Origin of the sequence: Flavobacterium sp. UBA6135 (assembly GCF_002428305.1) — a bacterium.
In the GTDB taxonomy this organism is placed as follows: Bacteria; Bacteroidota; Bacteroidia; order Flavobacteriales; family Flavobacteriaceae; genus Flavobacterium.
Genome location: NZ_DIVJ01000010.1, coordinates 59,705 through 84,755 on the forward strand (window position 1 = coordinate 59,705; position 25,051 = coordinate 84,755).

The 25,051-nt window shown below is 33.2% G+C and carries 15 protein-coding genes; 9 read left to right on the top strand and 6 right to left on the bottom strand.

Going from position 1 to position 25,051, the window contains the following annotated elements:
* Position 1 precedes the first annotated feature (1 nt).
* Positions 2-1,885 carry a PorP/SprF family type IX secretion system membrane protein gene (locus B3L86_RS02665; protein WP_291114773.1) on the bottom strand — a complete coding sequence of 628 codons (1,884 nt, stop codon included), beginning with the start codon at positions 1,883-1,885 and terminating at the stop codon, positions 2-4.
* A gap of 2 nt (positions 1,886-1,887) precedes the next feature.
* On the bottom strand, positions 1,888-5,622 hold the full coding sequence (locus B3L86_RS02670) for a gliding motility-associated C-terminal domain-containing protein (protein WP_291114775.1): 3,735 nt from the start codon (positions 5,620-5,622) through the stop codon (positions 1,888-1,890).
* 427 nt (positions 5,623-6,049) lie between these two features.
* Here B3L86_RS02670 and B3L86_RS02675 point away from each other — a divergent pair, with 427 nt between their 5' ends.
* Positions 6,050-7,735, top strand: a complete 1,686-nt coding sequence (locus B3L86_RS02675; protein ID WP_291115084.1) for a glutamine--tRNA ligase/YqeY domain fusion protein — start codon at positions 6,050-6,052, stop codon at positions 7,733-7,735.
* A gap of 252 nt (positions 7,736-7,987) precedes the next feature.
* Here B3L86_RS02675 and B3L86_RS02680 read toward each other — a convergent pair whose 3' ends face one another.
* Entirely contained in the window at positions 7,988-8,953 is a 966-nt protein-coding gene (locus B3L86_RS02680) for an SPFH domain-containing protein (RefSeq protein ID WP_291114777.1), read from the bottom strand.
* A 92-nt stretch (positions 8,954-9,045) separates the two neighbouring features.
* On the bottom strand, positions 9,046-10,563 hold the full coding sequence (gltX, locus tag B3L86_RS02685) for a glutamate--tRNA ligase (RefSeq protein WP_291114778.1): 1,518 nt from the start codon (positions 10,561-10,563) through the stop codon (positions 9,046-9,048).
* A gap of 170 nt (positions 10,564-10,733) precedes the next feature.
* Between gltX and B3L86_RS02690 the strand changes: the two genes are divergently transcribed.
* From B3L86_RS02690 to B3L86_RS02715, 6 genes are all read left to right on the top strand, one after another.
* Positions 10,734-14,048 carry a DUF4175 family protein gene (locus B3L86_RS02690; protein WP_291114780.1) on the top strand — a complete coding sequence of 1,105 codons (3,315 nt, stop codon included), beginning with the start codon at positions 10,734-10,736 and terminating at the stop codon, positions 14,046-14,048.
* On the top strand, positions 14,041-14,469 hold the full coding sequence (gene ybeY, locus B3L86_RS02695) for an rRNA maturation RNase YbeY (protein ID WP_291114782.1): 429 nt from the start codon (positions 14,041-14,043) through the stop codon (positions 14,467-14,469). The genes B3L86_RS02690 and ybeY overlap by 8 nt, the downstream gene beginning before the upstream one ends.
* Before the next feature lie 29 nt (positions 14,470-14,498).
* Positions 14,499-16,370, top strand: a complete 1,872-nt coding sequence (gene mnmG / locus B3L86_RS02700) for a tRNA uridine-5-carboxymethylaminomethyl(34) synthesis enzyme MnmG (RefSeq protein WP_291114784.1) — start codon at positions 14,499-14,501, stop codon at positions 16,368-16,370.
* Positions 16,371-16,470: 100 nt separating this feature from the next.
* Positions 16,471-17,316, top strand: a complete 846-nt coding sequence (locus tag B3L86_RS02705) for a class I SAM-dependent methyltransferase (protein ID WP_291114786.1) — start codon at positions 16,471-16,473, stop codon at positions 17,314-17,316.
* A gap of 81 nt (positions 17,317-17,397) precedes the next feature.
* Entirely contained in the window at positions 17,398-17,973 is a 576-nt protein-coding gene (locus tag B3L86_RS02710; RefSeq protein ID WP_291114788.1) for an OmpH family outer membrane protein, read from the top strand.
* Between the two features lie 104 nt (positions 17,974-18,077).
* Positions 18,078-20,369 (top strand): helix-turn-helix domain-containing protein, encoded by a 2,292-nt coding sequence (locus tag B3L86_RS02715; protein WP_291114790.1) that lies wholly within the window; start codon positions 18,078-18,080, stop codon positions 20,367-20,369.
* Positions 20,370-20,428: 59 nt separating this feature from the next.
* On the opposite strand, the gene B3L86_RS02720 is transcribed toward B3L86_RS02715, so the two are convergent.
* Both B3L86_RS02720 and B3L86_RS02725 read right to left on the bottom strand, forming a co-directional pair.
* Positions 20,429-20,812 carry a DoxX family protein gene (locus B3L86_RS02720; protein ID WP_291114792.1) on the bottom strand — a complete coding sequence of 128 codons (384 nt, stop codon included), beginning with the start codon at positions 20,810-20,812 and terminating at the stop codon, positions 20,429-20,431.
* A 5-nt stretch (positions 20,813-20,817) separates the two neighbouring features.
* Entirely contained in the window at positions 20,818-21,966 is a 1,149-nt protein-coding gene (locus B3L86_RS02725; protein WP_291114794.1) for an ATP-binding protein, read from the bottom strand.
* 158 nt (positions 21,967-22,124) lie between these two features.
* Between B3L86_RS02725 and B3L86_RS02730 the strand changes: the two genes are divergently transcribed.
* Positions 22,125-23,750: an SPOR domain-containing protein gene (locus B3L86_RS02730; protein WP_291114796.1), complete on the top strand. Its 1,626-nt coding sequence runs from the start codon at positions 22,125-22,127 to the stop codon at positions 23,748-23,750.
* Between the two features lie 92 nt (positions 23,751-23,842).
* Entirely contained in the window at positions 23,843-25,030 is a 1,188-nt protein-coding gene (locus tag B3L86_RS02735; protein ID WP_291114798.1) for a phosphoglycerate kinase, read from the top strand.
* Positions 25,031-25,051: the final 21 nt, after the last annotated feature.

Consider the following 25,051-nt stretch of genomic DNA (forward strand, 5'->3'; position numbering starts at 1 on the left):
TTTATTTAATATTGATATTCATAATCCAAATCGTGTCAAAATAGGTGTTGTCCACATTAGTATAATATGAAATTAGAGCATCATTCCATGAGTTATATTTGCGTAGATAAACATATCTAAAGTTGTTTTTTGGATTGGTAAAATAATTCGCTTTAATACCTTGTTTTCGTAACTGACTGATAAAATTGTCGGCAGAAGCAGGTTCTGGAAACACGTTTGCAATGACGTAGAATCCGGGTTCTTGATTTGCAATTTCTAAATAATTTTTCTTTGCAGTATCTCTTTTTTTGGTGGTTAGTTTTGAGTAATATTCTTTTATCTCATCATCGTTCAAAGTAAAAGAGGGTTTGTTGCCCACCGTTTCTTTGTTTGAACCCGATTTCATACCGGATAGTTTTGAGTTTATGTCTACTTTTTCTTCATTCGCACTTGAATTTTTGATGTTAGCTAATTTTATTTCATCTACTTGTGATGCAGATTTCATTCCTGATAATAGTGTTGAAACATCGTTTTTAGTTTCTTTAGTTTGAGTTGTTTTTCCGCCTTTTTTAACAGTAGTTGTTGTTTCGGTTACCACTGTTGTTTCTTCCGTTTCATCACAGTTACACTCTTCTTTGGTTTGTGCAGTTTTTTCAACTCTAGCAATATAAGCCATCATGTTATTCAACCTATTTTCAAAATCTTCAGATTTTATTTTTTGAATGGAATCTTCTTTTACAATCATTTCTAAAAATTTAAGATTCGAATCGTCTATGGTCATTCTTAATTTTTCAATTTCTAATGCTTTTGAAACGGCTAAAGCGTCTGTATCGGTAGTTAGTTTAGTATTTGCTTTTTTAAAAGGTTTCTTTTTTGGTTCTTCAATTACCACAACATCTTCTTCTAATTCCTCTTCCGCTATTAATTTATTTGATGCAACATCAACCGGACCTTTGGTATAATTAAAAACACGAGTTGTGTTTTTATTTGTAGTAGATGACAATCTAAAAGATAATGTAATTTCGTGTGTTGGGCCAAAATTTACAGCTCCTTCATTAATCACTCTTTCATAGGTATATCCTAAAGATAAGCGATGTGTCAAATGAGCTCCTGCTCCAATGCTAATTCCATAATAATCATCAATACCGGTTTGAACCCATCCCAAATAAGGAAAGTTTACCAAAATAGAGCCACCCAAGGTAAAGTCTTCCGTAGCATTTATTTTTCCTCTGGTCATCAGTCTGAAATAACCGTTTTCAAACAGCCCCTTTCTTGATTCCATGTCGTGATGATACATCGCATGTGCTGAAAAAGTTTTGTTGGAGTATTCTTTAACCATTTGACTTGATTTAAAATCATAATCAACTAAGTTTTCAGCATATACTCCAACATCAAAACTTCCCCATGTAACATTAAACCCCGGTTTTAATGTTAAAATTGAATTGTTAGACAATTCTAAAATGGCAGGATCCGGCTCATTACCTACAGCTCTATTGCTGTTAACCCCCGTTGAGTAATAAGCCAAATTGAATCCTACGGCTAATTTTATATTTTCTGCTAATTGCAGTTGGTAAGCATAATTTGCAATCCCACCAAAACTGGTGATGATTCCTAAGTTTTGTTGGTATAAACCAATACCTGCACCGGCTTTTTCATTAAATTTTCCGGCATAACTCAACATATATAATTCTGGTGAATCTTTAAATTGTATCCATTGGTTTCTGTGATACATTGTAATGTAATTTTCGTTTTCTCTCACAACCGAAAAAGTTGGGTTTATCAAAAATCTATTAAATTGTAAGGTGTTTTGAGTAGGTACATTAAATGTCAAAACAGGACCATCTTGTGCTTGACTATTTTCAAACACAACCACAATCAACAAGATATTTATAAACCAATGCTTCATCTTTATTGTATAATTGTAATAGTTCCTTTTTTTGTAATTTCATCATTTTCAGAAATCGTATAATACACTACAGGGTCTGCTTTAACTAGGCTATAGTTTTCATTTGGCCAGTTATTTTGATAGTTTCTTGCTCTGAATAATACTTTGCCTGCCGATGAATATATTATAATTTCTACATCTGGTTTGTTGGTATATTTTTCTGGAATTTCCCAATAATCATTTCGACCATCATTGTTGACCGATACAAAATTTGGAATCACAAAACTATTATTTTCTTTTAACGTTACAACAAATGTTTTAATAATTTCACAATTTCCAATCATAGCTTTTAATGTATAAATTCCCGGTTGAACAACTGTATAACTTGAACCTACCCCAACCATTTCAGCTCCTAAAAACCACTGATAAGAATCTCCACCTGTTGCATAAACCACAACCGAAGCTCCTTCAAATAATTCAAAAGCATCACCTTCACTAATTGTTATAAATGTTTCATCAATAGCCTGAATAGTAACTGTATTTGAAAGATAAACACAACCATTGTATTCAACTTCTAAGTAATAATCGCCCGCTTGCGAAATAGTGATCTGTGATTGATTTCCTATTTGTTGGTCCAAGTCTATTGAATGCCAACGATATATATAATTGTTATCAGTAACATTTGAAGTTATTAAAGTGCTTCCGCCGTTTTCACAAATTGCTGTAAACTCCGGTGTGATTTCTATGGTCATTGGAAGTCCAAGTGTAATAGTTACCGTATTTGAAATAACAAGATTGAATTCAGGAATTATAATGCGTAACTCATAAACACCATTTTCAGTTAATGATGTGATGGGTAATGTATTTTGATTGGAAGAAACAACCAATGTTCCGTTTTTATACCATTGATAAATATATCCGTAATCATTATTCAAAATTGAAATTGTTCCTAAAGTCGTTAAAGCATCAAAAGACGTAATGTTCAAAACGGTTTGATCACTAAAACAAGCAGCATAATTTGAATTGGGAGCTATTGTCACGGTGAAACTATCAGGATAAATTAAATTAACAATTGCCTCTTGTGTAGCCACACAATCTTGACTTTGAGTTACAACAACTTTATAGGTTCCAAATTGTGATGCTATATAGGTACTTGCTGTAGCTCCGTTAATTATAATGTTGTTTCTATACCATTGAAATGTTGGATTTATTGCATTTGTAGTTACCGTTAATGTTCTGGTTTGACCCGGAATTATTACTTCAGTTGAAGAAACATTTAATGTTGCAGTTATGCTTGACTCTTCTAAAGAAACGGTGTTGGAAGAAGCCGAACAGGAACTTTGAGAAAGCACTAAATGATAAGCACCGGTTTCGAATGTTGTATAAGTTGGTTGATTGGCTCCTGCAATAATTACTCCGTTTTTGTACCAATTATAACTGTAAATAGCGTTTGTTTCGGAACTATTTAGTTGAACACTATTTCCACCACAAAAACTACCCTGAACAGTTACAACAGGAGCCGTTATTGCCAAAGCAACTGCAACATTGTTGGAACTTACGTTTCCAAAATTAGGTAAATTAACAGTTAATTGATAAGATCCGTTTTGTGAGGCATTCGTGATTGGATACGTTATTGAAGTAGCACCCGGAATCGCAACACCATTAAATAACCACTGATAGGAATAATTCGGATTTGCAGGATTTACGTTGCTATTTCCTTGTGATGTTTGAGCCACAAACGAGTTAATAGCCAATGATGTTGTGGTACTCACACAGTTTTGATAACCGGCAGCAACATTAATGGTCAAATTAAAACTATCAGGATAACCCAAAGTAACAGATGCTTCTGCTTGAAGAGAACATCCCGTTCCTTGAGTTGCAACTACTTTATAAACACCATCTAAAGTTGCTGTATACGAACTTGATGTCGCTCCTGAAATTAAAGTGTTGTTTCTATACCACTGATAAGTTGGCTGTGATAAAGAGGTTGTTGTGGTCAATATCTTTTCTTCACCCGGCAATATAATGTCAAATGCTGGATTGTTGATGGTGATTGTTCCCGAAGTGGAACTTACTAAAATAGTATTTGATGTTAACGGACAACCACCGTTTGTTACAATTACATAATAATTTCCTTCTTGATTAGTAGCATAACTTTCTGTCATTGCTCCACTAATAGGATTACCATTTCTGTACCATTGATAGGTATATTGATTTCCGGTATAATTAGTGTTGAAAGTTACCGTTGTTGTTGAATTACAATATGCTCCTGTTTGAGTTATCATAGCAGGATTTGAACCCCCTAAGGATATCACTATGGAGTTGGATGTCACAGGAGTTGCAATTCCAGGAATTGTTGTCACTAAATGGTAGGTTCCATTTCCTGTCGTTTGATTAACGGTTAAAGTCGTTGCTGTAGCTCCTGAAATTGGCTGATTGTTTTTATACCATTGATAAGAATAGTTATAATTGTTGTTTAACAAACTAACCACGCCGTTGTTTGTAAAGGCATTAAATTGAACAATGTTTAACAAAATTTCAGTGCTGATACATTGTTGATAATCTCCGGCACTTGCAATAGCAATTTCAAAACTGTTTGGAAAAATTACTTCTACAGAAACGGTTGTTGTTAACGAGCATCCTTGTGTTTCTGTAACGGTTAATGAATAAATTCCTGCATCATTCGCTGTATAATTTATTGAGGTGGCACCCGGAATGTTTACACCGTTTTTCTTCCATTCAAATGTTGGATTTATGGCATTTGTAATTCCGTTTATTTCAAGAGTAGTACCAGGAATTAAAATTTCAACAGCAGCAGTATTTAAACTTACTTGTAAATCGATAAGCTCTAAGAAAAAGGTATTTGATTCAAAAACACAACTTCCAACAGTGATGATTAATTTGTAGGTTCCTTCTAAAGTGGCATTATAGCTTGGTGCAGTTGCTCCGCTTATTGCTACATTATTTCGATACCACTGATAGTTGAATGATGCATCTTGATGTGAAGAAACCAATGTTTTTGATGAGCCTTCACAGATAAAATCGGTAGAGTCGGTTGTGTTTATGGTTAACTCAAAACCGGATATTACATTTACTGCAACAATATTTGAATAGGAATTCATAATGCAACTACCATAATCAACAATTACATAATAATTTCCGGATTGAGTAATTGGTAATGATGGTCCGGTTTGTCCAACTATTTCAGCAAAATTTCTATACCATTTATAGTTTAATCCAGGATAAAACAAAGGCGAAGAAGGTGTTCCGTTTGAATCAATTTGTAAACTGTATGTTGAGCCCTCACAAACAGTTATTGAACCTGAATTGTTGTTTATTGAAAAAGGCTGGTTGTGAATAGCATAATATGCTGGAAAACTAACACTAGAAGGACTCGTTGCTGCCGGAGCTGTACTTCGTACTCTTAGTCTGTAACTTTCTCCAGCGGTATTTGTTGGCAATTGAAAATTTGTATTAACCGGTGAGGTACTGCTGGTTAATGTTTTCACTGTTGTTGCACTTGCAAAATTCCCTGAAGGATCAGACATTTCAATAATGAAATTATTACCTGCTTGTAGATTTGCAACCGGAAAAAAAGTAAAGGAAACATTATATGTATTAAAACCTGAAGAAGCACAAGCTTGAGAGAAGCCTAAAGTTGGTGTGCCAATCACTATTTGTGAAGCAACCGTATTAACAAACAATGTTGTTAACAAGGTGAGCAGTAAATAGCTTTTCTTTGGGGTAAAATTATACATATAATACTAGCTTATATTTGTCTGCTTCTACCCCTAAAAGCATCCAAAATACATTCAATTTAAATACTACTTTCTACTACACTTTAAATACTATTACGAGAATAGTTGATTTAAGGTTTTCAGTTTGCAAAGCACACTGAAATTATTTTTATGAAATAGTATTATATAATCCCAAAATAGGCATGGGTTGTATAATTCTTCGTCGAAGATATAGATTTCTTTTATATGTTATATACATGATATAAAAAAAATGCGTTTTTTTATGAAAAAATGCGGTAAACCGTAACTTTTAACACATATAATTGTAGTCTATTTCTTTATTGATATGTTTTTAAACGTTTATTGCTGCACTTTGTCGATGTTTTTATTTTGCAACACAATATAGTAGGTTAACTTGAATTTGTGTATTTTTGTCCTTCAAAATTGAATTATGTCAGAAGAAAAATCATTAAATTTTATCGAACAAATAATAGAAGAAGATTTAAAAAAAGGTTTTCCTAAATCAAACTTGCGTTTTCGTTTCCCGCCTGAACCCAATGGATATTTACATGTGGGTCATGCCAGTGCAATTTGTCTGAATTTCGGATTGGGATTAGATTATCAAGCACCAGTAAATCTTAGATTTGACGATACAAATCCTGCAAAAGAAGAACAAGAATTTGTTGATGCTATAAAGAAAGATGTCTCTTGGCTTGGTTACCAATGGGCTGAAGAGCGTTATGCATCTGATTATTTCCAACAATTATACGACTGGGCCGTTATTTTTATTAAAAACGGAAAGGCTTATATTGACAGCCAAACTTCTGAAGATATGGCCAAACAAAAAGGAACCCCAACGCAAGTAGGAACCGATAGTCCTTTCAGAAATCGTTCAGTTGAAGAGAATCTTGAACTGTTTGAAAAAATGAAAAATGGCGATTTCCCAGAAGGAACTCACGTGTTGCGAGCTAAAATAAACATGAGTGCCACAAATATGTTGATGCGTGATCCAATCATGTATCGCATTTTACATAAACACCACCATAGAACAGGTGATGCTTGGTGCATTTATCCAATGTATGATTGGGCTCATGGAGAAAGTGATTATATTGAGGGAATTTCACATTCACTTTGTACACTTGAGTTTTTACCTCACAGAGAATTGTATGATTGGTTTTTAGATCAAATTTATGATGCTACTAAAACAAGACCAAAGCAAAGAGAATTTGCTAGAAGAAACCTTTCACACACGGTTGTTAGTAAAAGAAAGTTAATGCAGTTGGTTCAAGAGGGATATGTTTCGTCTTGGGATGATCCTAGAATGAGTACCATTTCCGGTATGCGTAGAAGAGGTTATACCCCAACAGCCATTCGAAATTTTGCAAAAACTATTGGAATCGCAAAACGAACCAACTTAATTGATGTGTCTCTATTAGAATTTTGTGTTCGTGAAGATTTAAACAAAGTTGCTCCAAGAGTAATGGCAGTTTTGAATCCGGTAAAATTAGTTATAACCAATTATCCTGAAGGGAGTGAAGAATGGTTAGAAGCAGAAAACAATCCGGAAGAGGAAGTAATGACGTATAGAAAAATACCTTTTTCTAAAGAATTATATATTGAAAGAGAGGATTTTCAAGAAGATGCAAACAAGAAGTTCTTTCGACTGACTTTAGGAACAGAAGTTCGACTTAAAAATGCGTATATAATTAAGGGTGAGAAAGTTATAAAAGATGCAGACGGAGTAATTACAGAAATCCATGCAACATACGATGTAGATTCTAAATCAGGAAGTGGTACTGAAGCCAGTCAACGAAAAGTAAAAGGAACCATTCATTGGGTGTCAATTCCTCATGCTGTTGAAGCGGAAGTAAGAGTTTATGATCGATTATTCACTCACGAAAATCCTGACGGAGATAAAGAAGTAGATTTTAAAGAATACATCAATCCAAATTCTTTGCAAATCATAACAGGATATGTGGAACCAAGTTTGCAATCTTCAAATCCGGAAGATAAATACCAGTTTCAACGTTTGGGTTATTTTTGTGTTGACAAAGATTCTTCTGCTCAAAAATTGGTTTTTAACAAAACGGTTGGTCTTAGAGATTCTTGGGCAAAAATTGAAGCAAAAGAGTAAACCAACAATTATAGAAATATCAAATGTAAAAGCTCGATTTATGTCGGGCTTTTCTATTATTGTTTTTTTATATAACAAAACAAAAAACAATAATTATTACTTATTAAAATTGACGCCGTGAGATTTGTTTAAATCCGTCCAAAAAAAACGGTAATATGATTTTATGTTTTACTTAAAGAAGTACTCTTACAGCTAATTTATTTCGTTTTTTAGATTTAAAGCATAAAAAAAGGACCTTTCGGCCCTTTTTAGTTATTCGTTTTCTTCGGTTGTTCCAAATTCATCTTTAGAATTGGCTTTCGGAACTCGTTTTGTACTGTTAGCTTTTTTCATAGCTTCACCAACTTGGTTACTTGCTGTGAAACTTGCCACCATATTATTTAACATTTCACTCCCTGCTTGAGGTGAATTTGGCAATAAGATTAAATTTGAATTTGCATCGGCTCCAATAGCTTGTAATGTGTCATAATGTTGTGTTACAACAATCAATGCAGAAGCTTCTTGGGAATTAATACCCACTTTATTCAATACATCAACACTTTCCACCAAACCTCTTGCAATTTCTCTTCTTTGATCAGCAATACCTTGACCTTGAAGTCTTTTGCTTTCTGCTTCCGCTTTTGCTTTGGCTACAATTCTGATTCTTCCGGCTTCTGCTTCATATTCTGCAGCAGTTTTTTCACGATCAGCAGCGTTAATTCGGTTCATCGCATTTTTAACTTGAATATCCGGATCAATATCTGTGATTAAGGTATTGATAATATCATAACCATAAGTGGTCATGGCTTCGTTTAACTCACGTTTAACGGCAACAGCAATATCGTCTTTACGCTCAAAAACATCATCCAATTTTAACTTAGGAACTTCAGCACGCACAACATCAAATACATAAGAAGTAATCTGATCATGAGGATATTCCAGTTTATAAAAGGCTTCATAAACCTTCTCCTGAATTACTTTAAACTGAACGGATACTTTCATCTTAACAAAAACATTGTCTTTTGTTTTTGTTTCAATGATAACATCTAGTTGTTGAATTCTAAGGTTTAATCTTCCGGCTACGCGATCAATCACAGGAATTTTTAATTGTAAACCTGATTGTCTGGTGCTACTGTATTTCCCAAATCGTTCAATGACAGCAGCCGATTGTTGCTTAACTGTAAAAAAAGAGGCCAGTAAAAGAAATACGGCTAAAACAATAAATACATAAGGAATCATAATAAGTAATAGTTAAATGTTAGTATGTATAATGATACGTAATATTATGCAAATAGTTACAATAAAAGCAAAAGCTTAACGAAAAAATCAAATTAACTTTTTAATGACACAATTGCGTTTTGAATTCTTTTAACCGTTTCTTCTTTCCCAATCATCTCAATAATATCAAACAAATGCGGCCCTTTTAAAGCTCCAACCAAACTCAATCGAAGGGGTTGCATCACTTTTCCCATGCCAATTTCATTGGTTGTCATCCATTCTTTTAAGAGGGTTTCAATGTTCAAAGAAGTAAAATCTTCTATCGATTCTAAAACTTCAATTGCTTGTTTCATCAGATCAGGTGTTTCAGGTTTCCAATTTTTTGAAGCTTTTTCATCATAAGATGTTGGTGCTTCAAAGAAGTAGTCGGCTAATTCCCAAAAATCCGAAACAAAATTGGCACGTTCTTTAATTAAACTTACGATTTTTGTCATTTCGATGAAGGAGAAATCACATTTCCCCGTTTTGTCTACAATCATTTTCTTAAATGCATCTACCAAACTTTCATCGCTTTGTTGTTGCAAATACTGATGATTAAACCATTTGTTTTTTTCTGGGTCAAATTTAGCACCCGCTTTGTGAACACGATTCAAGTCAAATTTTTCAACCAGTTCATCTAAGCTAAACAATTCTTGGTCCGTTCCATCATTCCAGCCTAATAAAGCTAAAAAGTTAATCACCGCTTCCGGAAAATATCCTTTTTCTCTATATCCTGATGAAATTCCTTCGTCTGTTTTCCACTCTAAAGGAAACACAGGGAATCCCATTTTATCTCCATCTCTTTTTGATAATTTTCCATTACCAATTGGTTTTAAAATCAATGGCAAATGAGCAAATTCGGGAGATTCCCAGCCAAAAGCTCGATAAAGCAAACTGTGAAGTGGGAGTGAAGGCAGCCATTCTTCGCCACGAATAACATGTGAAGTTTCCATTAAATGATCATCAACAATGTTAGCCAAATGATAGGTTGGCATTCCGTCATTTTTAAACAAAACTTTATCATCTAATAAATTAGTGTCAAATTTTATATCACCACGAATGATGTCTTTTAGTTCCAAAACCTCATTTACCGGAGTCTTAAAACGAATCACAAAATCCTCTCCTGACGCAATTCTTCTATCAGTTTCCTCTTTAGAAAGCACCAAAGAAGTATCCAACTTTTCACGATTGTGCCAGTTATAAATAAATGTTTTTCCTTGTTCTTCGTGTTGTTTTCTGTGCAAATCCAAAGCCTCAGCAGTATCAAAAGCATAATAGGCCCAACCTGAATTTATCAATTGATCGGCATATTGTTTGTAAATCGCTTTTCGCTCGCTCTGACGATAGGGTCCAAACTTTTCGTTTTTATTCACCGTTTCATCCGGAGAAATCCCCAACCATTCCAAGGCCTCAAAAATATAGTTTTCAGCTCCGGCAACAAATCGGTTTTGGTCTGTATCTTCTATTCTCAGATAGAAAACACCATTGTTTTTCTTTGCAAATAAATAGTTGAATAATGCGGTTCTAACACCCCCAATATGTAATGGTCCGGTTGGACTTGGAGCAAAACGAACTCTAACTGGTTTTGACATGGATTTTAAATTTTGTGCAAAGATACGTTTTCATATTTTTTATAGTATTTCTTTTCAAGTGAAATCATCCATTTCTACTTATTTTTTCCAAATTTCATTAGAAAACTTTTAACTTTTGCCTAAAAAATAAAATTGTACTTTTATAAGTTAATAAACTAGTACGTTATCAATTGGAAACAAAAACCCTGATATACCAGAAATTAGAAGACTTTATCAAGAAGTTTTATACAAATGAATTGCTTAAAGGATTGATATTCTTTATTGGATTAGGTTTGTTGTATTTTCTTTTTACGCTGTTGATTGAATACTTTTTGTGGTTAAACCCCTTTGGTAGAACTCTTTTATTCTGGGCATTTATAACAGTTGAGGTTTTTTTATTGTGTCGTTTTATTGTTTTTCCTCTTTTTAAATTGTTCAAACTCCAAAAAGGAATTGATTACAGTCAAGCATCAGAAATAATTGGAAATCATTTTTCAGAAGTAAGCGATAAGCTGACTAATTTTTTACAACTTTCATCACATCCCATACAATCTGAATTGCTTTTAGCATCTATTGACCAAAAAGCAACCTCGTTGCAACCTGTTCCTTTTGGCAATGCAATTAACTTCAAAGGGAATATTAAATACCTTCCTTGGGCAATAGTTCCTTTGCTTTTGGTTGCTTTTTTTGTTATTTCCGGCAACTCAAATATGCTTTCAGAAAGCATGAATAGGGTAGTTCGTTATAATGAAAAATTTACGCCACCAGCACCTTTTTCGTTCAAAGTATTGAACAATCAATTACAAGCTGAACAAGGATCAGATTTTATATTAAAAATCAAAACAGAAGGAAAAATTGTTCCTGAAAATGCCATGATTGCCATTGGAGATGAAAGGTATTTTATGGAATCTTCAAAACCTGGTGAATTTGAATACCGTTTCAGTAATTTGAAAAACAACGTTTCTTTTCATGTTGAAGCAAATGCTGTGATTTCTCCGGATTTTCAATTACAAATAGTTGAAGTGCCTTCTATTGTTAATTTTGAAATGCTTTTACAATTTCCGGGTTATTTAAATAGAAAATCGGAAACAGTAAAAGGTTCAGGAAACGCTGTTGTTCCTGAAGGAACGAGAGTAATTTGGAAAGTAAGCTCTAATGCAACAAGTTTAGTGGAATGGTTTGATTTTCAGAAAATGAGCCCATTTACCTTTATCAATAATCAATATCAATTCAACAGGACAATTATTCAAAATACAGAATATCAAATACTTACATCAAATAAAAACAGCAAACACCACGAAAAATTAAATTATCAAATTGCAACCATTAAAGACCAGTTTCCCTCAATTACTGTGGCAAAAGCTCCGGATAGTTTAAAATCAGGCAAAGATGTTTTGATTGGTCAGGTTTCAGATGATTATGGGCTTACTAAACTGCAAATATTTTATTACCCTAAGGACAAGCCTCAATTAGCCAAGAAAGCCACTTTAAAGATTAATAATGATGTGTTTGACCAGTTTGTATTTACGTTTCCTTCCAATTTAAATTTAGAAGAAGGCGTTTCTTATGATTATTACTTTGAGATTTTTGATAATGATGCCATTCACAATTTTAAAAGTTCTAAATCTTTAGTTTTTTCTGACCGTTTGGCTACTCAAGACGAGCAAAAAGATCAATTGTTGCAACAACAAAATGATAACATCAAAGGACTTTCAAAATCAATTAAAAATCAAGACAAGCAATTATCAGAACTTGATCAATTGAAGAAATTAGGAAAAGAAAATAAAGAATTAAACTTTAAAGACCAACAAAAAATTAATGATTTCATCAAGCGTCAAAAGCAGCAAGAACAAATGATGAAAGAGTTTTCTAAGAAGTTAGAGGACAATCTAAAGGACTTTAAGTCTGAAAACGATTTGTATAAAGAAGAGTTGGAGAAAAGAATGGAAAATGCCCAAAAAGAAGCAGATGAAAATGAAAAACTGTTAGATGAACTTCAAAAGCTCTCTGAGAAATTACAAGAGGAAGATTTGTTTGATAAAATGGATAAATTCAAACAAAGTTCTAAAAACCAAATGAAAAATTTAGAACAGTTGGTTGAACTAACCAAACGTTATTATGTGGAAAAGAAAGCAGAACAGTTAGCTTCAAAGTTGGATAAATTAGCAGACAAACAGGAGAAACTCTCAAATGACGATAATCAGAATAAAGAAGCAAACCAAAATGAATTAAATAAGGAATTTGATAAAATACAGGAAGAACTTCGTCAGTTAGATAAAGACAATAAGGAATTAAAAAGTCCTATGGATATTCCTTCCGATGAAAATCAGGAAAAGAGCATCAAGGATGACATGAAAAAAGCAGCTGAGGAACTTCAAAAAGATAAGAAAGAAAATGCCAAACCTAAGCAAAAAAAGGCTGCAGAAAAGATGAAGCAAATGAGTCAAAGCATGATGGAAGGTATGTCTGGTGGAGAAATGGAACAATTAGAAGAAGATGTTAAAATGATGCGTCAAATTTTGGATAATCTTTTAGCTTTTTCGTTTTCACAAGAAGATTTGATGAAACAATTTAAAGGATTAAAAAAAGGAGCACCGTCCTATAATTTTAATCTCAAAAAACAACAAGATTTAAAACTACAATTTAAGCATGTTGATGATAGTTTGTTTGCTATGTCTTTAAGAAATCCAATGATTACTGAGCGAATTACGGAAGAAATTGGTAACGTTCATTATAACGTTGATAAATCACTTGAAAATCTTGCTGAGGCTATAATTTCAAGAGGTGTGTCACATCAACAATATACCATTTCTGCCGCAAATCGTTTGGCAGATTTTTTAAGTGATGTTTTGAATTCAATGCAAATGCAGATGCAATCTTCCGGTTCCGGAAAAGGGATGCCAAAACCCGGACAAGGTGGTAGCGGTCAACTTCCTGATATTATCCAAAAACAACAAGGTTTGGGAGAAAAAGTAAAACAGGGAATGGAAAAAGGAGACAAACCGGGCGATGGGAAAGAGGGTGAAAAAGGTGAAAAAAAGGGAGAAAAGCCTGGTAGTGAAGGCAAAGGTGGCCAAGGTAGTGGCGATGGTGAAGAAAATGCCAAAGAGTTAATGGAAATTTACAAAGAGCAAAGAAGATTGCGTGAACAATTGCAAGATGCTCTTCAAAAACGAGGACTCACTCCGGAAGGACAACGGGTTATTGATCAGATGAAAGACGCAGAAAAACAACTTTTAAATAAAGGCTTTAAAAATGAAGTATTGCAACGCATGTTAAACATTAAATATGAAATGTTGAAACTTGAGAAAGCGTTACAAGAACAAAATGAAGATGACAAACGCGAATCACAAACCAATAAAAACAGTTTTAATTCAGGAACAAAGCCCATTTCTTCTGAATTACAAGAATATTTGAATAGTGTTGAGATATTAAACAGACAAACATTACCTTTGCGTCCCGGTTTTAATCAAAAAGTACAAGACTATTTTAAAAAGAATGATTAGCTTTCATTACGAAATCGATTTTAAACTTCCTTCAGAACGAGCTTTTAAAAGTTGGTTGAGTCAAGTTGTTCTTTCTGAAGAAAAAACAATAGGTGATATTAATTATATTTTTTGTGATGATGTCTATCTACACAAAATCAATGTTGACTATCTTAATCACGACACCTTAACAGACATTATTAGCTTTGATTACACCATAGGAAATGTATTACATGGTGATATTTTCATTTCTGTTGAAAGGGTTAGAGAAAATGCAGCTGAATTTAATGTGTCATTTGAAGATGAATTAAAACGAGTTATGGCACACGGTGTGCTTCATTATTGTGGCTTTAAAGATAAGAGTGCTAAAGATCAAAAAACAATGAGATCTAAAGAAGATGAGAAAATCGCAATGTTCCACGTGGAACAAAATACTAAATAGCACCAACAAATTTAAATTAGAAGAGGAAGATGTTTCAAGATAAATATGATGTTATTGTAGTGGGTGCAGGTCATGCTGGTTCAGAAGCTGCTGCTGCTGCTGCAAATATGGGCTGCAAAACCTTATTGGTAACTATGAACCTGCAAACCATCGGACAAATGTCCTGTAATCCTGCCATGGGTGGAATAGCAAAAGGACAAATTGTTCGCGAGATTGATGCATTGGGCGGATATTCCGGACTGGTATCAGACAAGACCGCGATTCAGTTTAAAATGCTTAACAAGTCAAAAGGCCCGGCTATGTGGTCGCCGAGGGTTCAAAGTGATAGAATGCGGTTTGCGGAAGAATGGCGTTTAATGTTAGAACGCACGCCAAATTTAGATTTTTATCAGGAAATGGTTGCAGGGTTGATAATTGAAAACAATCAAATCAAAGGAATTCGAACTTCACTTGGAATTGAGATTAGGTCTAAAGCGGTTGTGCTAACCAATGGAACTTTTTTAAATGGTTTAATTCATATTGGAGAAAAACAATTTGGTGGTGGCAGAGCAGGAGAAGGTGCTGCATTTGGAATCACAGAAGATTTGGTTAAAATAGGTTTTACTTCGGGAAGAATGAAAACTGGAACGCCGCCTCGTGTTGACGGTCGTTCGTTAGACTATTCGAAAATGCGTGAAGAAAAAGGAGATGATATTCCACATAAGTTTTCTTATTTGGAAAGTTCTAAACCCTTGCAGCTTCAAAAATCATGTTGGATGACTTATACCTCCGAGATTGTTCACGGTTTATTGCGTGAAGGTTTTGATCGTTCGCCAATGTTTAACGGAAGGATTCAAAGTACTGGACCAAGATATTGTCCTTCTATTGAAGATAAAATTAATCGTTTTGCAGATAAGGAAAGGCATCAATTGTTTGTTGAGCCCGAAGGTTGGGATACTGTTGAGGTTTATGTAAACGGCTTTTCAACCTCTTTACCTGAAGAAGTTCAGTTTAAAGCATTGCGTTCTGTAGTTGGTTTTGAAAAAGTAAAATTCTTTAGACCGGGTTATGCTATAGAGTATGATTACTTTCCGCCTACGCAATTAAAACATACCTTAGAGACAAAATTAGTAGAAGGTTTGTATTTTGCTGGACAAATAAATGGAACTACAGGTTATGAAGAAGCGGCTTCTCAAGGATTGATGGCTGGAATAAATGCAGCGTTAAAAGTTCAGGAAAGAGAACCATTTATATTGAAAAGAGATGAAGCTTATATTGGCGTATTAATTGATGATCTAATAACTAAAGGAACGGAAGAGCCTTACAGAATGTTTACATCTAGAGCAGAGTTCCGTACGTTGTTACGCCAAGATAATGCCGACCAACGACTAACACCAAAGGGATATGCTATTGGTTTAGCAGCTGAAGAGCGTTTGAAACGAATGGAATATAAATTTAATGAGTCTGATAAATTAGTGACTTATTTTAAAGAGACTAGTATTTCCCCTGAAGAAGCAAATCCTGTTTTGGAAGCAAAGGGAAGTGCATTAATGACTCAATCTGATAAAATGTTTAAGGTTTTTTCAAGACCTCAAATTGAATTGGAAGATATTGTTTTGTTTGACAAAGTGAAACATTATATTCAGAATGAAAAATTAGATCAGGAGGTTGTTGAGCAAGCAGAAATCCAAGTTAAATATTCAGGTTATATTGAGAAGGAAAGAAATAACGCAGACAAACTAAAACGCTTGGAAGATTTAGTTATACCGCAAAATTTTGATTACGATAAAATTAAATCAATGTCTATTGAAGCAAAAGAAAAATTAAAAAAGATACGTCCGGTAACAGTTTCTCAAGCTTCAAGAATTAGTGGTGTATCACCCTCTGATGTTTCTGTTTTGCTAATTTATATGGGACGGTAATTTTGATGTTAAAACAAATGTTCCACGTGAAACTATTTTTAAAATCCTAATAAGAACAATACATTGCAAAGTTTTTATTGGATTATTTTATACAAAAAAAATGAATTTTTTAAAAGAGCCTTACTTAAAGTTGAAAGATTATTCTGTTACGGGAGAAGCTTTTGAATTGTTGATTGATGAAGAATTACAACTATTAAAAACGTATCCACAACCTACTCTTGATGTGCTACCAAAGTATTATGAGAGCGATGCTTATATTTCTCATTCCACTGCAAAGAACACTTTTTTTGAAAAAGTATATAATTTAGTTAGAAACAAAACCATTAAGAAAAAACTGAAATTAATTCAGCATTGTAATGTTGACAAAGGTTTACTTTTAGATATTGGCACAGGAACAGGTGAGTTTTTAGCAGAAGCAAAAAAACAAAGTTGGAAGACTTATGGAATTGAACCTAGTGAAAAAGCCAAGTCAAGTTCTAAAGCAAAAGGACTTTGTATTGCAGAAGGCACAAAAGGTTTTGAAGATAATTTTTTTGACGTTATTACCATGTGGCATGTGCTAGAGCATGTGCCGAATTTGGAAGAGCAAATTGCTGAATTAAAAAGAATCATAAAACCTACAGGTACAATTGTTATTGCTGTTCCAAATTTTAAATCATTCGACGCAAAATACTATGGTAAGTATTGGGCTGCTTTTGATGTGCCTAGACATCTTTGGCATTTTTCAAAACATGCAATTCAAGAATTGTTTTCTAAAGAGAAACTAAAAGTTGTTGATATAAAACCAATGTTGTTTGATAGCTTTTATGTTAGTTTACTTTCAGAAAAATATAAAAACAATAAGTTGAACCTTCTCAAAGCATTTTACATAGGTTTGCGATCTAATTTATATGGTGGAAAAAACAAAGAATTTTCGTCTCATATTTATGTAATCAAAAATAAATAAAAAACTTGCTTTTTGAAATCCCCATTTGTTAGTTTAAACAGAATTATTACTTTTACATCAAAATTATAGAAAAACATAAAAATGAAAAAAACAATTGTATTACTATCAGCTATTATTGCATTAACTTCTTGTAATTCAAGCACATCAGATACAAAGGAAATCCAAAGTGCTTCTGGAATAAAAACAGCCTATGTTGACACATCTAAATTAATGGATGAAAATCTTGAAGCTAAAGATATTAAATCAAAATATGATGCATTATTAGAAGAAAAAGGTAAAAAATTTGATGCTGAAGTGGCTTTATTTCAATCTGAAGCAGCAAATTTTGAAAAGAATGCTCAGCAGTACGGTATGCAATGGGCTCAAACAAAAGGAGCAGAGCTTCGTAAAAAAGAACAGTATTTAGCACAACAAGAACAATTGATTGTTAGAGAAGCACAACTTGAAGGAAGCAAAGAAATGGATTCATTAGTTAAAAGAATTCGTGTTGTGATTAAAGAGTACGGTAAAGAAAAAGGATATGATTATATCTATGGAACAGGTGAATCTGCAACAGTTCTTTACGGAAAAGAAGAAAACGATTTAACACAAGAATTTATTAAAATGTTAAACGAAAAATATACTGCAACTTCAAAAAAAGTTGAAGAAAAAAAATAATTTCAATTTGTTACTAAACTAAAACCTCTTTAATCAAGAGGTTTTTTTTATTTGTGTCACTTCTTTTTTTTTTATTACTTTAGACATTCTTAAATATACGCCATATGAATTCAATTGAAAACACTGCAGAACAAGTCCTGAGGTTTATTAATCAAACCAACAAAAGTATTTTCTTAACCGGAAAAGCAGGAACCGGAAAAACCACATTATTACATCACATAATTCAAACATCCCACAAAAACACGGTGGTTGTTGCTCCAACAGGCATTGCCGCACTTAATGCCGGTGGAGTAACAATTCATTCCCAATTTCAGTTGCCTTTTGGAGGTTTTATTCCGGAAAATACTTCCATTTCAAACACTTCAGATCATCTTAAATTTGAAACAAAAAATACGCTTGTCAAGCATTTTAGAATGAGCGGACAAAAGAAGGCGGTAATTCAAAACATGGAATTGCTCATTATTGATGAAGTGAGTATGCTCCGAGCCGATTTATTGGATGCTATTGATTTTACACTTCGTAAAATTAGAAAAAGAGACACCCCTTTTGGAGGTGTTCAGGTGTTGTTTATTGGTGATTTATTGCAGTTGCCGCCGGTGGTAAAAAACGAAGAATGGCATGTTTTGCGTAATTATTACAACGGAATTTTCTTTTTTAATGCCAAAGTAATCCACGAACAACCACCTCTTTATATTGAATTAACTAAAATTTACAGACAATCGGATGAGCAATTTATTTCGGTTTTAAATAACCTTCGGAATAATCAAATCACTAAACAAGATGTGTTGATGCTCAACGATTATGTGAAGCCCGATTTTGATGTAAAAGCTAATAAAGGCTATATAACATTAACGACTCACAACGCAAAAGCAGATGCTTTAAACACTGCATCTCTAGCAGATTTGGACGGCAAAAGCTACACTTTTAAACCCGAAGTTGTTGGTGATTTTCCTGAAAGAATTTATCCTGTGGATGAAACATTACAATTAAAAGTTGGAGCTCAAGTTATGTTTATAAAAAACGATTCGTCACCAGAGAAAAATTATTTCAACGGAAAAATGGGTTTTATAAAATCACTTTCTGAAGGAGAAATTCTAGTTCATTTCCCTGATGAAAATAAAACAATTGCCGTTGATAAATACGAATGGAAAAACATTCGCTATTCAGTCGATGAAATGACAAAAGAAATTCAGGAAGAAGTTTTAGGAAGTTTTGTGCATTATCCATTAAAATTGGCTTGGGCAATAACAGTTCATAAGAGCCAAGGCTTAACTTTTGACAAAGCCGTGCTCGATGTCTCGCAAGTTTTTGTTTCCGGACAAGCTTACGTTGCTCTTTCGCGATTGCGTTCGTTAGAAGGGCTGATTTTGCTTAGTCCGATTCAATTAAACGGCATCTCAAACAACAGTGATGTTATGACTTATTCAGAATCAAAAGTGGATCCAGAAACACTTTCAAATTCTTTGGTTAAAGAAACTCACAATTTTGTAAAAGACTATCTTAAAAATGCCTTTGAATGGCATGATCTAGCACAAGAATGGCGAAATCACAGATTTAGTTATCCTACTGATTCCGAAAAATCAGAACGCTCAAAACACCTGTTATGGGCCATTGAAAAAGAAGAGGAAATTAGTAAACTTCTAGAACCGGCAAATAAATTCAGAGCCCAACTTGATTTTTTGTTTGCTGCAGAACAAGTTGACTTAAAAATGATTTCCGATCGCATTGAAGCGGCTTATAATTATTTTTTTCCAAAATTAGACACCACTTTTTTAGAACTTTTATTAAAAATTGAAACAGTACAACGCATCAAAAGAGTAAAAGAATTTTATCAGGAATTACAAGAACTGGAAGACAAACACTATCAAATAATCTTAAAATTATTTAAAGCTGTAAAACTGATTAAAATTATAAATGAAGGAAAGGAAATAAACAAAGAAAATTTAAGTTCAGAACTCATTCGTAACTATCGAAAAAATAAAATTGACGAAGCTCAGGAGTTGTTTAAATCTTCTAAAAATGAAATCATTGTAGAAGATGAAGTTCTGGATAAACATTATTATTTACCTAAAAAGAAAAAGTCAAATGAACCCAAAAAATCTACGGTTCAGGAAACTTATGAATTGTGGATTCAAAACAATTCGGTAAACGAGATTGCAAAAATTAGGGTGTTAACCACGCAAACAATTTATGGTCATTTAGCAAAATTAATTACAGCCGGAACAATTTCTATTAGTGATGTACTTCCTGAAGATAGAATTCAGCAGTTAGCAACCGCTTTTCAAGATTATCAAGAAGATTCATTAAATGCTTTAAAAGAAAAATTTGGCGACCAATTTACTTGGGACGAATTACGATTGTATAAAGCGACTTTGTCAAATGTTACACAGAAATAAAAATAAACCAAGGAAGCTAAATTCAGCTTCCTTGGTTTATTTAAGAGAATAGTTTTTATTTAATTCAGCCAATAAACTGCTAAGACTGCCGGAACAAAATAAATAACAATAGTTCTGGCTCCGTCATAATCTTTGGCTAAACGTTGACCAAATAACAAGAAAAGCAAAGTGATACAGCTTAGAAAAGCGGCATAAAACCCATAAATCCTATCGCCGTTCATTAAAAGTTGCACCATTCCAACAATAGCCAAAACACCTGATACTAGTTCTAAAACTAAAATTTTAGCTAAAGCTAAGGGGACAAAATTTTTCAAAACAGTTTTTGAAAAATGACCTTTCAACCATTCTAAATTATCTTTCCAATAAAAAAGCTTGTCATAACCTGACTGTAAAAAAGTTATAGCTAGAAAAAGTAAAATTAAAAAAGATGCTGGATTGTTCATACGTCTTATTTTTTATGTAAATATCGGGTTAGTTTTATAGATAAATCCGTTAAAATGATTTTCGGATTTCCATTTCTTTCAATGAGATAAATCGCATTGGAAAGTTCGTTAAAAATTTCATTTATATTATTTCCATTCACAAATGGAGCAAAATTTTCGAGTTTAAATTTATCAATTTTTGGTTCAAGATACACTAAATTAGGTGTTTGATAATTTATTAATAACGCTTGTCTGAACATTTCTATACAAAACGACAGAAATTTTTTTTGAGTTTCACGACCTAATTTTGCGACAGCTTCGCTCCAATCTATCAAATCATGAATAGCGGTGGCGTTACCTTTAGCCCTGAATGCGGCCCTAACCCACAAAACAAACCATTTTTCAAATTCAACATCGTCACTTTCTTCATGAATCAGTTTGAGGGCCTTGTTAAAATTTCCTTGGGCTTGATGTGCTATTTTTAAAGCTAAATTTTCTTCAACAGCATGTTTTGTTACTAAAGCTTCTGCAATAGATTGTTCGGATAATTTATGAAAATGGAGTATTTGACAGCGAGATCGAATGGTTTGAATAATAGCTTCTTCTTTTTCGGCAATAAGAATAAACAAAGTGGTTTCAGAGGGTTCTTCTAAAATTTTCAGAATTTTATTGGAAGCAGCAATATTCATTTCTTCTGCCATCCAAATAATCATAACTTTATAACCTCCTTCATAGGCTTTTAAAGATAGTGTTCTTAAAATTTCTTGCGAATCATCAACTCGAATTTCGCCCTGTTTGTTTTCAGTCCCTAATTGTTTGTACCAATCAAACAAACTACCATAGAGAGATGTATTTAAAAACTCACGCCAATCTTTTATAAAATCAATACTTTTTGGTTTTGATTTTACATCTTCAGTTGTTACAGTTGGATAAATAAAATGCAAATCAGGATGTGCAAAGTGTTCAAATTTAGCATTGCATGCCTCGTTTCCTCCAGAATTTTCATTGTTACAATTCTTGCATAATAAATATTGAGCATAAGCAATAGCTGTGGCTAATGTTCCACAACCTTCAGGACCAACAAAAAGTTGAGCATGTGGTATTCGGTTCAATTCAATATTTCGAATCAAATGATGTTTAACGGCTTCTTGACCTACAATTTCTGAAAACTTCATATCGCAAATATAAATTAAAAAATAACGATATTTTTAAAATACCGTTGTAGTACAAAATATGGTTATCTACAAAACAAAAACACATAAAGGATTATTTTTATTTACAAAATTGTTAATTTTGACTCGACTGTTTAGAATTTTATAACAGTTTTATAACAATGAGTGCAATACAACTAGCTCCTACTTCTTTTTTGAAGCCACAAATGAGTAAATCACCACTTTTAAACTTATTCTTTCAATTTTGTTTTTTTTTCATAAGCTTGAATGGGTTTGCTCAATTAGCCAAACCGTTTGAAATTCGATATCAGAACTATGTTAATGGAGATATCACCTTGATTGCCAATCAAATTGTAAATAGAAAAGAAGGCAATTCTAATGCAAATACTCCATATAATGTAAACGACAAATCTGCAAAATTAAATGACGAATGGTTCATGGATTACATCGATATTGACGACGATCCAACAACATTTTCGTCTAGTAGTGCTGATTTGAATTTGGAAAATGTAACTTCTAAAAAGATAAAGTATGCCGGGTTATATTGGTCAGCTACCTACAAATACGAAAAAGGCAAACAAAAGAAAAACAAAAAATTTGTAGCCTCCAATAAAAAGAGATTCAACATTGGGGTTATAAAAATTAAATTACCAGGCGAAAAAAACTACGAAGAAATTTCTGGTGAAATTCTTTATGACGGACATGAAAAAGAAAGATTTTCAGAAAACGCACCCTATGCTGTTTATGCTGATGTATCGGATAAAGTAGCACAATTAAAAAATCCAAACGGAACTTATACAATTGCCAATATTAAAGCAACTTTAGGGACATTGAGTGGTGGCGTTTCCGGCGGCTGGACATTAGTAATTGTTTATGAAGATAAAAATCTTTCCGGCAAACAAATCACTTCCTACGATGGTTTTGCCGGGGTTACAAACAAATCAACAGTTATCGATTTTATTGGTTTTGAAACGTTACCTAGAGGTGAAGTAAAAGCAAAAATTTTAGGATCAGCTTTGGAAGGAGATCAAAACTTAAAAGGAGACCAACTTTATATAAAAACCAAATCAAGTCAAAATGAAGTTCCGATTGAAGAACCTTTGCGAGACAAAAACAACTTTTTCAATAGTTCCATTACAGTTAATCAATCCAATTTCAACAAAAGAAATCCAAATAGCAGTAATACTCTTGGTTATGATGCGTTTTTAATTCCAATTAAAAACAACGATAATTCAGTAATTGCCAATAATACCGATGAAGTTTCGGTACGATTGAAATCTACAGGCGACAGGTATTTTATGTTTTTTTGTGCCTTAAGTGTTGAAGGAATCGATCCCTCAAAACCTGTAGAACAAGAAACTATTGTTGAAAGCAAAGTAGAACTAGTTGAGCCAGCAAAAGATAATGCTGTTCAAAAAAGTAAAGAGTTAAAACCAACAGAAGTAACAACAAATCCTATAAAAAACAGTTCTTCAATAGGGTCTAAACCTAAAAGAGTTGACCCCAAGCAATCAGATAAAGTGGCTATTCCAAATACAAAAGACGGTTTTTACTTGATTGCCAATGTTTTTAGAGTTCACTCAAACGCTTTAAGTTTCATTCAAAAATTAAAAAAAATGGGAATTGAAGCTAATTATTTCATTAACCCAAAGAATAATTACTGCTATGTTTATGTGAGTAATTTTTCTAATTGGAATGAAGCCAAAGAAAATTATCATTCCAATTTAAACAATCGTTATTTTGGTGAAATGTGGATCATGACTTTATATAACGACAAAATTTTGTAGCAATTAAATTATACAAACAGCAATAGAATAAAACCATCATTTTTAATTTTAATTAGTTTTACTACATTTGTAAAATAACATATTCAGAACCAATGAAAACCATAAACGACTTCAATTTTGCCAATAAAAGAGCCTTAATTCGTGTAGATTTTAATGTTCCTCTTGATGAAAACTACAAAGTAACTGATGCCAACAGAATTGAAGCAGCAAAACCAACAATTGATAAAATTTTGGCCGATGGCGGTAGTGTTATTTTGATGTCACATCTTGGAAGACCAAAAGGTGTTGAAGAGAAATATTCTTTACGCCATATCGTAGATAAAGCCTCTGACATTTTGGGTGTTAATGTTGAATTTGTTTCCGATTGTGTTGGAGATAAAGTTGAAAAAAGAGCCGCAAGCTTAAAACCAGGAGAAGTTTTATTATTAGAAAATCTTCGTTTTTATGCAGAAGAAGAAGCCGGCGATGAGGCTTTTTCAAAAAAACTAGCGGCTTTAGGCGATATTTATGTTAATGATGCGTTTGGAACCGCACATAGAGCACATGCTTCTACTACAATTATTGCTAAGTTTTTTCCCAATTCAAAATGTTTTGGGTTGTTATTAGCTAAAGAAATTGAAAGTTTAAATAGAGTTTTAAACAATAGCGTGAAACCCGTAACGGCTGTTTTGGGTGGTTCAAAAGTTTCATCAAAAATTACAGTAATTGAAAACATATTAGATAAAGTGGACCACATGATAATTGGAGGTGGAATGACCTTTACCTTCATAAAAGCACTTGGTGGCAATGTTGGAAATTCTATTTGTGAAGATGATAAGCTTCAATTGGCTCTTGATATTTTGAAATTAGCTAACGAGAAAAATGTTCATATTCACATTCCCGTAGATGTTGTTGCCGCAGATGCTTTTTCAAACGATGCCAACACACAAATTGTTGATGTTCGTCATATTCCTGATGGTTGGCAGGGTTTGGATGCCGGACCAAAATCGTTAGAAAACTTCAAAGAAGTTATCATGAATTCAAAAACGATACTTTGGAACGGACCTTTGGGCGTTTTTGAAATGGAATCTTTTGCAAACGGCACCATTACATTAGGAAATTATATTGCAGAATCAACCAAAAACGGAGCTTTTTCCCTTGTTGGAGGTGGCGATTCGGTTTCAGCTGTAAAACAATTCGGACTAGAAGAAAAGATGAGTTATGTTTCAACTGGTGGTGGAGCTATGTTAGAAATGTTAGAAGGACAGACTTTACCTGGAATTGCTGCAATTCTGGAATAATTGAACTTTAACAATAATTAA

Excerpts from the sequence above, each read along its gene's own strand:
- B3L86_RS02665 (WP_291114773.1), bottom strand. The coding sequence starts at position 1,885 with ATGAAGCATTGGTTTATAAATATCTTGTTGATTGTGGTTGTGTTTGAA.
- B3L86_RS02670 (WP_291114775.1), bottom strand. The coding sequence starts at position 5,622 with ATGTATAATTTTACCCCAAAGAAAAGCTATTTACTGCTCACCTTGTTA.
- B3L86_RS02680 (WP_291114777.1), bottom strand. The coding sequence starts at position 8,953 with ATGATTCCTTATGTATTTATTGTTTTAGCCGTATTTCTTTTACTGGCC.
- gltX (WP_291114778.1), bottom strand. The coding sequence starts at position 10,563 with ATGTCAAAACCAGTTAGAGTTCGTTTTGCTCCAAGTCCAACCGGACCA.
- ybeY (WP_291114782.1), top strand. The coding sequence starts at position 14,041 with ATGATTAGCTTTCATTACGAAATCGATTTTAAACTTCCTTCAGAACGA.
- mnmG (WP_291114784.1), top strand. The coding sequence starts at position 14,499 with ATGTTTCAAGATAAATATGATGTTATTGTAGTGGGTGCAGGTCATGCT.
- B3L86_RS02705 (WP_291114786.1), top strand. The coding sequence starts at position 16,471 with ATGAATTTTTTAAAAGAGCCTTACTTAAAGTTGAAAGATTATTCTGTT.
- B3L86_RS02710 (WP_291114788.1), top strand. The coding sequence starts at position 17,398 with ATGAAAAAAACAATTGTATTACTATCAGCTATTATTGCATTAACTTCT.
- B3L86_RS02715 (WP_291114790.1), top strand. The coding sequence starts at position 18,078 with ATGAATTCAATTGAAAACACTGCAGAACAAGTCCTGAGGTTTATTAAT.
- B3L86_RS02720 (WP_291114792.1), bottom strand. The coding sequence starts at position 20,812 with ATGAACAATCCAGCATCTTTTTTAATTTTACTTTTTCTAGCTATAACT.
- B3L86_RS02725 (WP_291114794.1), bottom strand. The coding sequence starts at position 21,966 with ATGAAGTTTTCAGAAATTGTAGGTCAAGAAGCCGTTAAACATCATTTG.
- B3L86_RS02730 (WP_291114796.1), top strand. The coding sequence starts at position 22,125 with ATGAGTGCAATACAACTAGCTCCTACTTCTTTTTTGAAGCCACAAATG.
- B3L86_RS02735 (WP_291114798.1), top strand. The coding sequence starts at position 23,843 with ATGAAAACCATAAACGACTTCAATTTTGCCAATAAAAGAGCCTTAATT.